Source organism: Limosilactobacillus mucosae, from assembly GCF_013423865.1.
Classification (GTDB): Bacteria; Bacillota; Bacilli; order Lactobacillales; family Lactobacillaceae; genus Limosilactobacillus; species Limosilactobacillus mucosae.
Genome location: NZ_CP058954.1, coordinates 1151882 through 1167456, shown reverse-complemented (window position 1 = coordinate 1167456; position 15575 = coordinate 1151882). Strand labels below are relative to the sequence as shown.

Here is a 15575-nt window from a genome sequence, read left to right as displayed (position 1 = left end):
CAAAAAATTTACGCTTCTATCAATATCTCTTAATAAAATGGATATTCAATATGTATGAAGAATTTAAAAAATACAATATGAATTATTTATTTTTTATAAAACAAACGTTGATAAATAGACATAATGATAGAACGAGGATGTTAGAATTGATCAAAAAGATGTGAGGAAGGATCAATATGGCCTATATTAAAGACTTGCGCGCCAAAGTCGGCCATCAGCCATTGATCATGACCAGTGCCTCGGGAGCTTTAGTTAACGAAAAGCAACAGGTATTGCTGCAGGAGCGGGCTGATACTGGTGATTGGGGATTTCCGGGCGGTTATATGGAATTTGGCGAGTCATTTCAGGACACGGTTAAGCGCGAGTTTAAAGAAGATGCCGGAATTGAGATTGAGCCAGTTAAACTGCTGAAGATTTCAGATCAGGAATTCTACACCTATCCAAACGGCGATCGGGTTCAGCCAATCAATGCCTTCTTTTTGGTTAAGCAAGTCGGCAGTCGGCAAACGGCTTTTAAACCAGCCGAAACATTGCGGATTCGCTATTTTTCTCTGGATGAGGCGCCTAAGTTCTTCAACCATCAGCACGCAATGATGTGGCAGACGATCAAGGATGAACTGCAATCATCATCCGTGCTTGACACCGGCTGCTGAAGTTTCTAAAATAATTTAACAAATAAGTCACCTGAAAGCAAATTTCAGATAAATAAAAAATAATGGCTTGCTGACTATGTTTTTCCATAGTCGGCAGGTCATTTTTGATTTAGAGGGGAAATTATTGATGAATAAACTAAAGTTACAGACGAGTATCTTTGTGTTAACAGCTTTTTTATTAGGCTGTAATGAATTTATGATTGTTGGAATTATTTCTGATCTGGCTCAAAGTTTTAATGGCTCATTATCTTTGCTGGGCCTGCTGGTTACACTATTTGGGATCGTTTATGCGGGGACAACACCGGTTTTAACGGCTTGGACCAATCGTTGGCCACGGTACCATGTCTTAATGTGGCTGATGGGAATTTTCTGTATTGGCAATACGTTAACGGCAATGGCGCCCAACTTGTTTTGGCTGTTTGTCTCGCGTGTGATTACGGCTGCGGTTGCTGGGACAATTATTTCATTAGTTTTAGCGTTCGTGAGTCTGCTTACGCCAATGGAGAAGCGGGGAATGACCGTGGCGGCCGTCTTTGCCGGGTTTAGCATTGCCACGATTATTGGCGTGCCGGTTGGAACCATGGTCAGTGCGGCTTTTTCGTGGCGAGTAAGCTTTGGTGTTATCTCGATTTTGTCGATGCTGGTTTGGTTTTTGCTGGCTAAGATATTGCCGCGCTATTCGGAACAGATGGCTGGAAATTTAAATGGCCAGCTCAGTATGTTTAAGGATGCGCGAATTGTTTGGGGAATCGTAGTCATGATTGCATTAATGGCTGCCGAATACGCGTTTTATACGTACATCCGTCCTTTAATCGTTAAGCAGCTGGGCTTCTCCGTTAATCAGTTGAGTCTGTTGCTGGGATTGATTGGCATCATGTTTATTTTAGGAAATCTGACGGCAGGCCAGCTGATTGAGCGTTATGGCACGCAAAAGATTGGTTGGGTCAGCGGCATGGTTTTGGTTTTGCTGCTGATGCTTACATTGACTGTAAATAATTCTTGGAGCGGTTTACTTAATCTTGACCTGCTTTGTTTTGTGTTGGGAATGCCAGGATCGATGCTGCAGGTAATGTTTTTGAATACGGCTGAACGGGATTTTCCCATGGCACTGAATCTGGCATCATCATTGAATCCAATCTGTACGAATATTGGGGTGACGATTGGCTCATTGACGGCCTCGATTGGTATTCGGTACATCAAATTGACACAGATTGGCTGGCTAGGGTGCGGTTATGCTCTAATAGGCGTTTTGGGTTCACTGAGCTTGCTAAAGGCATTGAAACGATCGAAGGCCAAAAGCTAGAATACGCTTTGATGAAACATTCATCCAGCAAGCCGTTGATTGATAGTTTATGGTAAAATGATGTCAGCAAAATTTTCATGAGGAGTTTTTATATTGCAAAAATTTCATTTGATAGCTACTGCGGCAGCCGGGATTGAAGCCTTGGTAGGCAAGGAGCTGCGGGCACTGGGCTATGAAACGCAGGTCGAAAATGGCCGGGTGCGTTTTAAAGGCGATCTGCGTGATATCATGGTGGCCAATCTCTGGCTGCGGACGGCTGATCGGGTCAAGATTATCGTAGGTGAGTTTGACGCGACTGATTTTGACAGCCTGTTTGAACAGACCAAGGCATTGCCATGGGAAGACCTGCTGCCAATTGACGCGGCTTTTCCAGTTGAGGGCAAGAGTCATCGCTCACAGCTGCATAACGTTCCCAGCGTACAGGCAATCGTCAAAAAAGCAATCGTTGACCGTTTGAGCACCGTTTATCATCGACGGACGCGGCTGAGCGAAACTGGGGCGACCTATCCGCTGGAAGTTGCCATTAACAAAGATCACGTACTGCTGACGCTTGATACGACTGGCCCCAGCCTGTTCAAGCGCGGCTATCGCAAGGGCAAGGGGGGCGCGCCATTAAAAGAAAACATGGCCGCGGCTTTGGTGATGCTTGCCCACTGGTTCCCTGACAATCCATTCGTGGATCCCGTTTGTGGTTCGGGAACGATTCCAATTGAGGCCGCCTTGATTGGTCATAATATTGCTCCTGGCATTAATCGCGACTTTCAATGCGAGCGCTGGATCAATCTGATGCCAGAAAACCTGAGTGATGACGTGCGTGATGAAGCTGATGCCAAAGCTGACTATGACATCGAATTAGATATTCATGGCTACGACATTGACCAGAATATGATCGATATTGCTCAGCGGAACTGTCAGGCAGCCGGCTTGACGCATGACATCACGTTTAAGCAGCTGGCAGTCAAGGATTGGCACACTGACAAGCTCAATGGGGTCATCGTAGCCAACCCGCCATATGGTGAGCGTTTAAGCGATCAAGAGTCGGTGCGTGAGCTGTATCGGCAAATGGGCGAGATCTACCGGCCAATGACGACTTGGAGCAAGTATATCTTGACGGCCGATTTAGAGTTTGAAACCTACTATGGCCAAAAAGCCACTAAACGCCGTAAGCTTTACAATGGTGCCTTAAGAACGGATCTATTCCAGTACTGGGGCAAGAAGCAAAGGTAACGGATCAAAAAGTTGACTGTTGATAAATAGAGACGGGAAAATTACTTGCCCAATCAAAAAGCCAAGCACCGCATCCGGCAGCTTGGCTTTTAGTTTGCAAACTAGGCTTTGGCATCCCATTCCAAGAAAAACTCGTTTAAAAAGTCTTCCATGATCTGCTGACGATGAGCGGCTATTTTGCGTGCTGTTTCCGTATTCAGCATGTCTTTGATCTTCAACAGCTTTTCGTAAAAATGATTAATGACGGTCTCATCGCGTTCCGTGCGGTATTCCTCACGATTCATGTGCTCACGCGGCTTGATCAGTGGGTCATAGATGCGCTCGCCGTGGCTGCCACCGTAATAGACGGCCCGAGTGATGCCGATGCTGCCCAAACCGTCCAGCCAGTCAGCATCCTGGACGATCTGGCCCTCGCGCGATAAGGTTGGTCGTGCATCGCCCAGCGTATCGGCAAATGACATGTTGGAAATGATATCCATGATTGCTTGGATCTGCTCATTGGTCAGGTCAATGCGCCGCAAGAAATCTTCCAATTCTTCCTCGGCTTCTTTTACGCTGATTACCAGCTTCTCGTCAATCGTATCGTGCAGATAGGCCGCGGCAACGGCAATAAACTCATTGGCAGCTTCGGTTTCAATCAGTTTTTTGGTCATCCGTACGACGCGCATGATGTGGTCGAGACCGTGTCCAGTACTGTCACTGCCAAGTTTTTGGATGGTGTAGCGTTTGATGGCCTCCAATTGTGCTGCTTGTTCCATAAATCTTTCCCTCTTAATAATTGTAGTCGTAAATGTCACCACTCGATCGTAAGCCAATTTAAGCGGTTTGACAAGTAGAAAACCATAAATTAGGGCAATGAGATCGCTTGGCAGATGAATTGGTCTAAGAAACGTTTTGCAACATTTGCTTCGTGCAAAATCGGTCTGGTCATCTAAAATAGAATTAACAGCAGCTATGAGAGGTGAAAATTTTGAATCTATTATTTTCAATTGACGATCGTTTTTGGCGCCAGATGCTGACGGTTCTAAACTCGATCCGACTTAATTCCCAACCGCGCCTGCTTGACGTATACGTGATCCAATCACAAGAACTGGTGCACACGCCAGAGATCCGCAAAACTTGTGAACTCTGGGGGATGAACTATCATCCGATTATTATCAGAGACGATGAATTCGATCAGGCACCGGTTACCGATCGTTATCCCAAGACCATCTATTATCGCTTGCTGGCTCATCAATACTTGCCAAAACAGCTGCATCGCATTCTATATCTGGATGCTGACGTATTGTGCATTAATGATATTGGAACGCTTTATGATACGGATTTGGATGGCTGTCTGTATGCTTCAGCAATTCATACCGGCTTGACTGGTACCACGGAAGTCATCAATAAGATTCGCCTGCAGAACTTTGACGCGGATGGCTATTATAATTCCGGCGTGTTGTTGATGAATCTTGATCTGATCCGGCAGCGGGTTCATGCGGAAGACATCTACGAATATATCCGAGAACACGTCTTGCTGCTGCCAGACCAGGACGTGCTGAATGCCTTATACGGTAAAGATATTAAGACGGTTCCCGATCAGCTCTATAATTTTGATGCCCGCAAAGGCCAGACCTATGAGACGATCAGCTTTGGCGAGTGGACGCTGGATTGGGTCATCAAACATACGGTAATTCTGCACTATTGCGGTCGTCATAAGCCGTGGCTCGTCGATAAGAACACGGGACGCTATACGGCGCTTTATAAGAATTACTTTCAAATGACACAGCGGGCGCTTAAACAGGTCGCCGTCAGTCAAGCTGCTCCGACGGCTACTGCCCTGCAGCCAGATTAGCGATTGTTTATGACTATTCCTGCATTTCAGTATCGATGAAAGTCCAATCACTGGCATCTTTATGGATGGTAAAACGGAAGGCATACGATTTTAGCTGCCGGAAGACTAAAAATTTGTCTTTTAGCTTACAAAAAGTTAGTATAAAGCAAATAGTAAATTACTAGTGCAGCTGAAAGGAGATTGCAATGAAAGTTTTTGTCGCCGGAGCTACGGGACGAGTGGGGCAAGCCGTAGTCACTGAACTCCAAAAAGCAGGTCATGAAGTAGTTGCGGGTGCTCGTCATCCAGAAAAGATCAGTCAACCAGGCGTGTTAAAAGTTAAGCTTGATCTGCATGCTTCCATTACTGAACTGCAAAAAGCACTGGGTCAAGTTGACGCGGTAATCTTTGCAGCAGGATCACGTGGTAAAGATCTGCTGCAGGTTGATTTAAATGGCAGCGTTAAACTGGCAGAAGCAAGCCGGCAAAATGGCATCAAACGTTTCATTCAGCTGAGCTCTGCCTTCGCGCTTGAGCAGGATAAATGGGCTGAGATCCCGGCCTTAAAAGCCATTACCGATTACAATATTGCCAAGTTCTATGCGGATCGCTGGCTGATTGATCATCCGGGGTTGGATTGGACGATTATCCAGGCAGGAGTCTTGGATGAGCGGCCAGCTACGGGGATGGTTGCCTTGAATGATGGCAGTTCAGGACATAACGCGATTCCTGACGTTGCCGCCGTATTGGTAAAAACCCTTGAACATCCAAATACGATTGGCAAGGTCATCATGATGCACGACGGTAGCCAGTCAATCGATGCCGCATTGAGCAGCCTAAAGTAGTCTGATCGCCAGAGCTGTTTTTACGAGCGCGATATTGCCTAAGCAATCTGATTATGGATGTACATTTGTCTGAGCAGCTGATGGGATTTTTGATCGAACAGTGATTCATTCCAGATCGTGCATCGACTTTATAGCGAACTGCTGCTTAGATTTAAGGTCATTAACGTGCGGCTTGGTTTTGGTCGGTTTTGCTGGCTCGGTTAAGCGGATAATTGACAGATTATGTGCCTGTATCAATACCGTTGATGAATTGAAGCAGGATTCACGACTATTTTACCTACGATTTTGAATTTTTTAGCCGAAAGTAGGCAGTTGTATAATCAGTTTCGTGAAAATTACCTACTTTAGCGAATTTTGAGGTTGATAGTAGGTAATCTCGCATATTTTACGGCTGAACGGTCTAAACCAGAACCGTAATTTACCTACAATTTTTGATTTTTCAGCCGTTCGTAGGTAATGGTATTTTTTCAGATGTTTTATTCGCCCCGATTTGAATAATTTGGTGGGGGCATTTTTTCTGCTAGCCAATAATATCTAATTTGTCTAAAACTGCTTGTTGGCTTTAGGCAGGCTGCCAGCTGGTGATCGATTGTAGGCTCGATGTTGCTTGCTTTTCACCTTGGGAGGCTGTCATAAACGGTTGCAAGAAGCTTCCCGTTTGGCTGCCAGTCATCAAGGGCCGTTGAATCCCTTGACCGCATCCCAACAGGCGTTTAGAGAATACCGTCATGACTGTTTGAGAAAAGTTCAAATTGGGACGTATCCATACATTGATGTGACCAGATCGTTGCTAAAGACATTCAAAACTTAATTTGCATGATCAAAGGCCGCGTCATGATTTCCGGTTAGGTCGTGTTGCTTATTTGCCCCATAAGAACTTGATCAAGATCGCGTCGACCTGTGGATTCCGGTGCAAAAGCTCATGTTTGGCATTGGCCCCTGTGATGCGCTGTTCTTGATATGATTTGGCGCGGCCAACAACCAGGTACTTTAAGGCTTTGGATGATTTATTGTCCACCTGGCTGTCGGTACCATTGCCCAGATCGCCATAAATATTTAAGACGCGGGCAGTGGTTGGGTAGGTGTGGCGCAGTTTTTTGAGTTTTTGATATGATTTGGTAGCTGGCGTGGCTTCACCGGTCCGTTCGTTATACTGCAGGTTGGCGGGTTGATTCCAGCCGATTACGCCATCAAAGGTACCAGCCAGCGCGACGTCTTTTTGCAGCTTGGGAAACTTAGAATTGTTGGCGTTTTGCAGCAGGCAGTAAAGAAAAGCCATGTTGCCCATCGAATGCGCCTCAACCTGATATTTTTTGAAATGATAGGTTTGGCAGACTTTTTGAATCGCCGCGGCAACGTAATGACCATCCGTAGTATAGTTTGAGTTTTCATTATCGATCAGGTTGACTTCAATGATTGGGTTGATCGCGCCGTGGGGAATCTTGCCTTCCAGCTCGACGGTACCGTTTTGCGCAACGTTGGCTACGATGACGGTTTTGGTGACGCCGGCATCAATCGCCGCCTGAGCCATGTGTCGTTCGGCATGCGCCCCGCTGCCCCAGCCATGAAAGAAAAAGGTTGGCGTGGTTGACTGAACGTATTTTTGAGAATTCAATGCAGCTGCTTTAGCGGACGAAGTCATGGTCATCATCAAACAAATCGTCAGCATAATTTTAAGCCAGAATTTATATTTCAAGATTTTCGCCTCGTATCATTGTTGATGATGTTATTCTAAGTCTGTTTGTTAAAATTGACCATTTTATTGTCAATTTTTGGCAGAATGTGTTAAATTGATAAACGCTTGATACTTTAAGGAAAGAAGGTTATGCTATGCATATTGAAAAAGCCGAAATGAAGGATCTGGATCGAGTTGTCGAAATTCTACGTGATGGCCGCAATCAGCTGGCGGAAAGCGGGATTGATCAATGGCAAGGCGATTATCCGAATGTTGAACATATCCAAGAAGATATTGAACATGGCTTTGCATACCTGGTACATTCCGACGATCATGAAACGGTGGGAGCTTTTGCAATCGTAGCAGCGCCGGACCACTCTTACGATGAATTGGATGGCAAATGGCTCGTTGATACTGACAACTATCTGGTTATTCACCGGGTTGCCATTCACTCTGACCATGCCGGCAATGGCTATGCTTCTGGTTTGTTTACGAGCGTTATCGACTACGTTAAGGAAAATCCCAACGGTGTCAAGTCATTACGGATCGACACCCATGAGGACAACAAGCCAATGCAGCATTTAATTGAAAAGTATGGCTTTACGCGTGTGGGGACTCTGCATGGCGTCTACCGTCCTGAAGAAACCTCATACGTCTACGAAATGCCGATTCAATAAAAGCAAATAAATAATGTGATAAAATCGACTCAATAGATCATATCGATCATTGAAGTCGTTTTTTATTTTGGGGTGAAAAAATGGATGTAAATGCTCAGCTAACCGATCAGCAGCGAGTCGAGCTGGCAGGTTTGGAATATCAGCCGTTGGGGGTTGGCGATCACGTCAGATTATCCAATGGCAAGCGAGTCGGTCGCGTCAAACGAGCTTTCTATAAACAAGATGGCCTGCGGGGCACCATCATTGTCAATCACCATCAGGATCATAAAGAGATTACGGTGCTGTTTCGCGGCTCATCCGGCTTGAGACATGGCAATCCAACGACATGGTCCAATGAATGGCTGGCAACCAATCTGCCCATTGGCCGTTCGATCGTTGAACATCGAGTTGGTGAGATTCCTTCTCAGCTCAAGTCGGCGGCCAGTTTGTTGAATCGGCTGATGCAGCAGGACTTAACGGCACATTACTATATCTACGGCCATTCACTGGGAGCAATCAACGCCCAGTATGCTCTTGCCAACTGCGATTATCCGGCATGCCTGAGTGAGGCTTGGCTTTATGAGGGGCCAAACGTCTACTGGCTGCTGAATGACCAACAGAAAGCCCAAGCCGCGATTTTGCGCAATAAGATCAATAATTATATTGACTCACTGGACATCGTGACCCTGGGCTATACTGACCTGCATCATGCAATCGGCCGGGTGCGCTACGTTCAGTCAATTCTGCTTGATCCAATCAGTCAGCATATGTGGGGCGGCTATCAGTTCGATCAAAACGGTCGGTTGTATACCAAACCAGTTGCTGAGTATCGGGAAAAAATCGATCGTGAATTGATTGAACATGTCAGTCAAGCCAGCAGCAGTTGGCGTCAATGGCGTCAGGAACAGGTAAAAAAGCGCCAGGAATTGAATCGCTGGCTGCCCTATCGCTAGTTCGTTTCCATGATGGTGTCAATCTGATCATATCGCAACATCAGAATTATAGGTATTGGGTCTTGCAAACGCTGGCCGACTGCGGATTGGCGGCTTGTTTAGTCAAGATCGGCTGACGGCTGGATCTCACCGGCATCATTGCAGTGACCGTCGCGATGATGCGCTTGTTGCAGAGCAGCATGTATCTGAATGATAATGCATAAAATATCTTGCTGGCAAAAAGGCTCTGTTAATCAATAGTGGCTTGCGTTAAAATTAATCTCTGTAATCATTTATTCACAGGGGAGAGGAAAATATGCAAGCATCACCACCGGCAACGCGCCAGGAAACCGTGCGCTTTGCTTTTAACAGTTCGTTACCGATTTTTTTCGGTTATGTTATCTTAGGAACCGGCTATGGGCTATACATGCATAACCTGGGCTTTGGCTTCTGGTTTCCCACGATAATGGCAGCGGTAGTTTATGGGGGATCCGTTGAATTTATCCTGGCTTCCATGCTGGTTCAGAGCTTTTTGCCGGGCAACGTTGTCTTGATAACGCTGGTCGTTGGCTTTCGGCAGTTTTTTTATGGCCTTTCAATGCTGAAAAAATATCGCGGTGCGGGCTGGCGCAAGTTCTTTTTGATTTATGGCTTAACCGATGAAACCTTTGTCGTCAACTATAGTCTGTCGATTCCTAAAGAATATGATCGTTACTCAGTCTATACGCTGATTTCGCTTTTTGATCACAGCTACTGGGTCTTGGGCGCATTTTTAGGCGGCGCACTGGGGAGTCTGATTGGCAAAGAGATTCCCGGCATGGATTTTGTCATGACGGCTCTGTTTATTGCCTTGGCCGTTGACCAGTTTCAAAAAGAAAAGGATCATCTTAGCTCAACCAGCGGCGTGATCGTTACGATTGCCTGTCTGCTGCTGTTTGGCAAGACGTATTTTTTGGTAGCGACGCTGTTGATCCTGGTGGCTGAATACGCCATTATCTACTGGCGTCAAGCAAAGAGGGGGGACCAAAATGACGCTGACTGATCAGATTATCTGCATTGCCTTAGCCGCGCTGGCAAACTTTGCCACCCGGGTAACGCCATTTCTGCTTTTTAGAACGGAAGCGGTCACGCCTGATTTCGTAACGGGGCTGGGCAGGTTTTTACCGGCCGCGATCATGGGGATGCTGGTCGTATACTGCTATCGCAACGTTAATTGGCTTGGCGGCACGCATGGACTGCCAGAAGTCATTGCCGGCGTGGTGACGGTAATCGCGCATTTATGGAAGCACAGCCTGTTTTTAACCTTGATCGTCGGGACGCTTTGCTACATGCTGCTAATCAATTTTATTTTTTAAGAGACAAGAATGGTTGAAAACGCCAAGCTTAGAAAAATGCTGTCGTGGACTTTTGATGAGTCGGCGACAGCATTTTTGCTTTATCATAGTTTGCGCAGCCAGGCGGCCAGATTGTTTGCTTTGAACTGATGAGAGCCGTGAGTCGTGACGTGGAATCCATCAGTGACCTGCAGTCGGCCAGCCCATTTAATGAAATTTGCTTGATAATCATCAGAATCACTCCAGGCAGTTGAGAATGGCGCAATCAAGCCTTGGTATCCTTGAATGGTTTTCAAAAACTCAATCACTGGTGCTGCCACGTTGCCATTCCAGACGGGGCCGCCGACCAAAATAACATCATATTGATTCAGTTGTGGCATGGAATTGATAAGTATCGGCAGCTGGCGTTGTTTTAGCTGCTGTTGATAGATGCGACCAGTAGCTTCCATGTTATTTGGATAGACGCTGTCGGCCACGCGCAGACGCAACGCGGGAGCTTTGGTCGCATCTTGAATTAATTTGGCAAGTTTAGTGGTATTATTAAATTGTGAATAATAAACAATGAGTGCTTGCTGGGCCATTATCTACAGCTCCTTTAATCAGTTTTTGACTTTGATTATAGCAATGAATGCTCAGCACGCTCAAATTAAAGGATGTGATGATGATGAAAAACGGCTCAAGCACCAGTGAAAAAGCCCTTAACGTTTTTTTGTGGTTTATTGTAATTTCGATGATGGTTTCACTGATTTTAACTACCAAAACGGCTTTGACGGCTGCGACAGCCAAAGCAGCAGGGGCCGCCTGGTTTTTGGATCTGGAAATCGTGGCCGGCCTGCTGATTGTTATGCTGCCTAAGTTTTTGGCGATCAAGCTAAAGGTTTATCTGCCGCCGCTGCTTTACGGTCTGTTTTTAATGTTTATCTATGGAGCCATTTATTTGGGCACGATCTATCACTTCTACAGCATTCCATACTGGGACAAAGGTCTGCATCTGATTAGCGGTGCTTTGCTGGCTGGTTTTGCGCTGTCGGCATTTGGCGGCTTGATTCCTGATGAGGGGATCAAACACGTGCCGCCATTTTTTATCAGTATGTATGCCACGGCGTTTGCGGTTTTTTGCGGCGTTTTATGGGAATTTTATGAATTTACCTGTGACTCGTTTGGCATGAATCTGCAGCGGTACATGAAGAACGGTCACTTGCTGTTGGGACGGGCGGCTTTAATGGATACGATGGGTGATCTGTTTGCTGACTTCTTTGGCGCTCTCATTTTTGCAGTGATTGCCTACTTTAAGCTGCGCAAGGACAGTCGCTGGATTGAGAAGTTCTTCTTCCATCGTAATCTGTAATCGAATTAAGCAGTTGCTGAGCATGCGGTTGAGGCTTGATTAAGTCATCAACCGTTTTTTACTTAGTGAACGATCCAATCCATAAATTATTGGCAATTGGATCCGCTTCCGAATTTGCCGTGGCATGATAAAATGCACTATAATATTTCTTATGTATCTTAATTGACTTTAAGAATTTTTTAGTGAGAGGTAATTTTATGCTGCGCGGCAAAAAAGGCTTGCTGTTGTTGATCGGTGCCGTTTTAGCGGTGGCTGGCGGGAGTGGATACTGGTATCACCAGCAGCAGTCAGCATCGACAACGGTTCAACAGACTTCACAAAAAGATCGGGTTTTAAAGAAAAAAATAACGCTGGTCGCGATTGGTGATTCGCTGACGCATGGTCAAGGCGACGATAAAAACGAGCAGGGTTATGTCGGACGGATTAGGAAAAAACTGCAAAAACACTACCATAATCGCGTAACTACGTATAATTATGGGGTAACTGGCGACCGGTCCGATCAGATGCTCAAGCGGCTTAATGAACAGCCAGAAATGCGGGCGAATCTAAAAAAAGCCGATGTGATCGTGATGACGGTTGGCGGCAATGACTTGATGCAGAAACTGGAGAGCAACCTGTTGAGCAATTCAACCAATAAGATCGAGAGCAATATCGAACAAGCAGGCACGACCTATCAGCAAAAGCTAAATGAATTGCTGACCGCGGTTCGCAAACAGAATGCCACTGCGCCGATTTTTATGTACAGCATTTATGATCCGGTTTACACTTATTTTCCTGATGTGTCGATTATCAACGAGTCCGTTGCCAAGTGGAATCAAATCACAAAACAGACCGTGGCTCAGTATGGCCCGTCCTATTTCGTTGATATCAATCATTTAATGTCATATGGCCAGTATAAAACGCCCAAGCAGCGGCAAAAACTCTCACAGCAGGCTCAAAAAGCCAATAGCGATCAGATTACCCAAAAGCAGGTCATTGCGATTATGAACAATGATACGCACAACCTAAACAACTACATCTCAACTGAAGATAATTTTCACCCTAACAGCAAGGGCTATGATCAGATGACCAATGCTTTATACAAGGTGATGCTGCAGCACGATGACTGGGAATATCAGCAAGAGTAGGATGATTTGAATGAATATGGAAGATAAGCTAAAGAAACAATATAATGGCTGGAAGGCAGCTTTTTGGGTTTTGGTAATCGTCTTAATTGGCTCGCTGCTAACGGTAGTTCATCTAGCCAGCGCACCAGTTAAGACGCCAGCTGAAACCACGGCTCCCAAAGCCAGCGATACGTCATTGGAACTGGTTTTGAATCAAAAACAGGTCAATGCCTTAGCCAACAGCTACATTAAAAAAATTCAGAAAAAGTCCAAAAAGCCGCAATATCGTTTTATCGTAGGCAATCAGTATGCAACGGTGATCGGCCACGCCAAGTTTTTGGGGGTCAACGTGCAATACGCGATGAACTGCATTCCGGTTAAAACCAGTGAAGGCAATATTATGCTGAAAGCTAAAGGACTGGCGGTTGGCCGGCTTAACCTGCCGATTGGGTTCGTGATGGGCTATATCAAAAAGAACTATCAGCTGCCAAACTGGGTCTACATTAACCAAAAGAAAAAGACGATTCTACTGGATCTGAATAAATACACCAAAAATAAGGCAGTGCATGCCCAAGCTGATGAGATCAACCTGACAGATGGTCAGTTTAAGTTCTTGATTACCGTGCCGCAGGATAACTAACAGGGGGTCGGCAGATGTTTCGTGAAAGCTTCTATCATTTTTTGATGACCTTAAGGCAGCCCAATCAGCCAACTGAGATTGAGCAGTTTGCCAATAATGCTTTTTTGGACTCGTCGTTTCCTAAGCAATCCCAAGATTTTGATGAAATATCTCACTACTTGGAAGAAAATGCCGAATATCTGCCAGGAATGACGATTTTTGATGACGCCTGGCAGCTGTATCTAGAAAAAATGAATTAGAATTTAGGAGGAACTAAAATGGCAACAATTCAATGGTTCCCTGGTCACATGGCCAAAGCATTGCGCCAGATCAGAGAGCAGATGCCTTTAGTCGATATCGTATTTGAATTGGTTGACGCGCGGGTGCCATACTCCTCGCAAAACCCAGAAGTTGATCTGGCAGCTGGCGACAAGCCGCGTCTTTTGATCTTAACCAAAACCGATTTAGCGGATCCAGAAGTCACCAAAGAATGGCTGCAGTACTTTAAGGATCACGGACAGCCGGTATTGGCACTGGACTCGCGCGCCCGCAGCGTTGCCAAGACCGTTACCAACGCGGCCAAGCAGGTCTTAGCCGAAAAACTGGCCAATGAGCAGGCTAAGGGGATGAAAAAACGGGCTATTCGCGCAATGTGTGTCGGCGTGCCTAACGTCGGCAAGTCAACGCTTTTGAATCACCTGGTCAAAAAGAACGTTGCGGCTACTGGTAATCGGCCGGGGGTAACGACCGGTCAGCAGTGGCTGCGTTCGTCGGCTGAATTGGAGTTGCTGGATACGCCAGGCGTTTTATGGCATAAGTTCGCGACCGAAAAAGAAGGCTTAATGCTGGCACTTTCTGGCGCGATCAAGGACAGTCTGTTTGCCAAGGATGACGTGGCCCTGTTTGCACTGCAGTATCTGCGCGCCAATCGGCTGACCGAATTGAAGCAGCGCTACCATCTGACTGACGCTGATGTTGACGAAAGCGTGACTGATCCGGATCTATTGTTGACGATTACCAAAAAGATGGGCTTTCGTGATGACTACGACCGCGGCAGTGAACGGCTGATCTTTGATTTACGCAAGGGCAAGCTGGGAACGATCTCATTGGAAAAACCGGCTGACATTAATGCCGAGGGTCTCAATGAATAAGCTAAGTATTAAAGAAATCAAGGACCGCTTAAAAGACGTGTCCACGCTTGATGATCCGTTTGTTCAATCACTACGACAAGACGAGCGCAAAGGCGTCCAAACCGCGCTGGCCCAGCTAAAACGTCGATTGGAACGGCAGGCAGCAAGCTACGCGGCCTTCAAAGAGCGTTTCAAATATGAAAATCAGCTCTGGCAAGATGGTCAGCAGTACATTGCCGGTATCGATGAGGTCGGGCGGGGGCCGCTGGCTGGTCCCGTAGTTACGTGTGCGGTAATTCTCAAGCCTGATTTTGATCTGGTGGGGGTTACGGACTCTAAGCAGCTGACCAGGCATGAGCGTGAGCAGCTGTATCTGCAGATCGTTAATGAAGCCCTGGAAGTCAGCATTGCCGTCAATCCATGCACGGTTATCGATCAGCTGAATATCTACGCGGCGACCCAGCAGGCAATGATTCGCAGTGTAAATTCATTGGCGCATCGGCCGTCCCACCTGATTGTCGATGCCGTACCCTTGGCAATTGATATTCCGCAGACAACCTTGATTAAAGGCGATCAAAAGAGTATCAGCGTCGCGGCTGCCAGTATCGTTGCCAAAGAATATCGTGACCATCTGATGCGTGATTACGATCGGCTTTATCCAGGCTATGGCTTTGCTGAAAATATGGGCTATGGTACCAAGCAGCATTTGCAGGGATTGGCAAAACTGGGGCCTTGCCCGATTCATCGGCACTCGTTTTCACCAGTCCAGCAATATCTGCATTAGCAAGTCAGCCACTATCGACTAAAGTTAAGGGATTTCTAGCTGGACATAATTGAATATTAGATAAAAAGAACAGCACTGTCTTGGTTTTGATGAAACTTGAGGCCGTGCTTTTTTAATTGGCTTGTAGGATCGTGTTGTTTCTAAAAT

18 protein-coding genes are annotated in these 15575 nt (G+C 46.1%); 15 read left to right on the top strand and 3 right to left on the bottom strand.

Going from position 1 to position 15575, the window contains the following annotated elements:
• Window positions 1-176: 176 nt before the first annotated feature.
• From H0G69_RS05555 to H0G69_RS05545, 3 genes are all read left to right on the top strand, one after another.
• On the top strand, window positions 177-653 hold the full coding sequence (locus tag H0G69_RS05555) for an NUDIX hydrolase (RefSeq protein ID WP_180304356.1): 477 nt from the start codon (window positions 177-179) through the stop codon (window positions 651-653).
• Window positions 654-780: 127 nt separating this feature from the next.
• Window positions 781-1956 (top strand): MFS transporter, encoded by a 1176-nt coding sequence (locus H0G69_RS05550; RefSeq protein ID WP_180304355.1) that lies wholly within the window; start codon window positions 781-783, stop codon window positions 1954-1956.
• A gap of 93 nt (window positions 1957-2049) precedes the next feature.
• On the top strand, window positions 2050-3183 hold the full coding sequence (locus tag H0G69_RS05545) for a THUMP domain-containing class I SAM-dependent RNA methyltransferase (RefSeq protein WP_180304354.1): 1134 nt from the start codon (window positions 2050-2052) through the stop codon (window positions 3181-3183).
• Between the two features lie 101 nt (window positions 3184-3284).
• On the opposite strand, the gene H0G69_RS05540 is transcribed toward H0G69_RS05545, so the two are convergent.
• Window positions 3285-3941 carry an HD domain-containing protein gene (locus H0G69_RS05540; protein ID WP_034539260.1) on the bottom strand — a complete coding sequence of 219 codons (657 nt, stop codon included), beginning with the start codon at window positions 3939-3941 and terminating at the stop codon, window positions 3285-3287.
• A gap of 212 nt (window positions 3942-4153) precedes the next feature.
• Between H0G69_RS05540 and H0G69_RS05535 the strand changes: the two genes are divergently transcribed.
• Both H0G69_RS05535 and H0G69_RS05530 read left to right on the top strand, forming a co-directional pair.
• Window positions 4154-5020, top strand: a complete 867-nt coding sequence (locus tag H0G69_RS05535) for a glycosyltransferase family 8 protein (protein ID WP_180304353.1) — start codon at window positions 4154-4156, stop codon at window positions 5018-5020.
• 185 nt (window positions 5021-5205) lie between these two features.
• On the top strand, window positions 5206-5844 hold the full coding sequence (locus tag H0G69_RS05530) for an NAD(P)H-binding protein (protein WP_180304352.1): 639 nt from the start codon (window positions 5206-5208) through the stop codon (window positions 5842-5844).
• Window positions 5845-6703: 859 nt separating this feature from the next.
• Here H0G69_RS05530 and H0G69_RS05525 read toward each other — a convergent pair.
• Window positions 6704-7513, bottom strand: a complete 810-nt coding sequence (locus H0G69_RS05525) for an alpha/beta hydrolase (RefSeq protein WP_420890833.1) — start codon at window positions 7511-7513, stop codon at window positions 6704-6706.
• 161 nt (window positions 7514-7674) lie between these two features.
• Between H0G69_RS05525 and H0G69_RS05520 the strand changes: the two genes are divergently transcribed.
• From H0G69_RS05520 to H0G69_RS05505, 4 genes are all read left to right on the top strand, one after another.
• The gene (locus tag H0G69_RS05520; RefSeq protein WP_006499181.1) at window positions 7675-8196 is read left to right on the top strand and encodes a GNAT family N-acetyltransferase; all 522 of its coding nucleotides are present in this window, start codon (window positions 7675-7677) and stop codon (window positions 8194-8196) included.
• 80 nt (window positions 8197-8276) lie between these two features.
• Window positions 8277-9128 (top strand): alpha/beta hydrolase family protein, encoded by an 852-nt coding sequence (locus H0G69_RS05515; RefSeq protein WP_006499180.1) that lies wholly within the window; start codon window positions 8277-8279, stop codon window positions 9126-9128.
• A gap of 295 nt (window positions 9129-9423) precedes the next feature.
• Window positions 9424-10149, top strand: coding sequence for an AzlC family ABC transporter permease (locus tag H0G69_RS05510; RefSeq protein ID WP_180304350.1), 726 nt, complete (start codon window positions 9424-9426; stop codon window positions 10147-10149).
• A complete protein-coding gene (locus H0G69_RS05505; RefSeq protein WP_180304349.1) occupies window positions 10136-10462 on the top strand; it encodes a branched-chain amino acid transporter permease in 327 nt (108 codons plus the stop codon). Before H0G69_RS05510 ends, H0G69_RS05505 begins: the two co-directional genes overlap by 14 nt.
• Window positions 10463-10545: 83 nt before the next feature.
• On the opposite strand, the gene H0G69_RS05500 is transcribed toward H0G69_RS05505, so the two are convergent.
• Window positions 10546-11022, bottom strand: coding sequence for a flavodoxin family protein (locus H0G69_RS05500; RefSeq protein ID WP_048344837.1), 477 nt, complete (start codon window positions 11020-11022; stop codon window positions 10546-10548).
• A gap of 77 nt (window positions 11023-11099) precedes the next feature.
• Between H0G69_RS05500 and H0G69_RS05495 the strand changes: the two genes are divergently transcribed.
• From H0G69_RS05495 to H0G69_RS05470, 6 genes are all read left to right on the top strand, one after another.
• On the top strand, window positions 11100-11789 hold the full coding sequence (locus tag H0G69_RS05495; RefSeq protein ID WP_180304348.1) for a DUF2238 domain-containing protein: 690 nt from the start codon (window positions 11100-11102) through the stop codon (window positions 11787-11789).
• A gap of 197 nt (window positions 11790-11986) precedes the next feature.
• The gene (locus H0G69_RS05490) at window positions 11987-12916 is read left to right on the top strand and encodes an SGNH/GDSL hydrolase family protein (protein WP_045025318.1); all 930 of its coding nucleotides are present in this window, start codon (window positions 11987-11989) and stop codon (window positions 12914-12916) included.
• Between the two features lie 16 nt (window positions 12917-12932).
• Window positions 12933-13535 (top strand): YpmS family protein, encoded by a 603-nt coding sequence (locus H0G69_RS05485; protein ID WP_180305404.1) that lies wholly within the window; start codon window positions 12933-12935, stop codon window positions 13533-13535.
• A gap of 14 nt (window positions 13536-13549) precedes the next feature.
• Window positions 13550-13774, top strand: coding sequence for a YozE family protein (locus H0G69_RS05480; protein WP_006499170.1), 225 nt, complete (start codon window positions 13550-13552; stop codon window positions 13772-13774).
• A gap of 18 nt (window positions 13775-13792) precedes the next feature.
• Entirely contained in the window at window positions 13793-14665 is an 873-nt protein-coding gene (gene ylqF, locus H0G69_RS05475) for a ribosome biogenesis GTPase YlqF (protein ID WP_048344839.1), read from the top strand.
• Window positions 14658-15428 carry a ribonuclease HII gene (locus H0G69_RS05470; protein ID WP_180304347.1) on the top strand — a complete coding sequence of 257 codons (771 nt, stop codon included), beginning with the start codon at window positions 14658-14660 and terminating at the stop codon, window positions 15426-15428. The genes ylqF and H0G69_RS05470 overlap by 8 nt, the downstream gene beginning before the upstream one ends.
• Window positions 15429-15575: the final 147 nt, after the last annotated feature.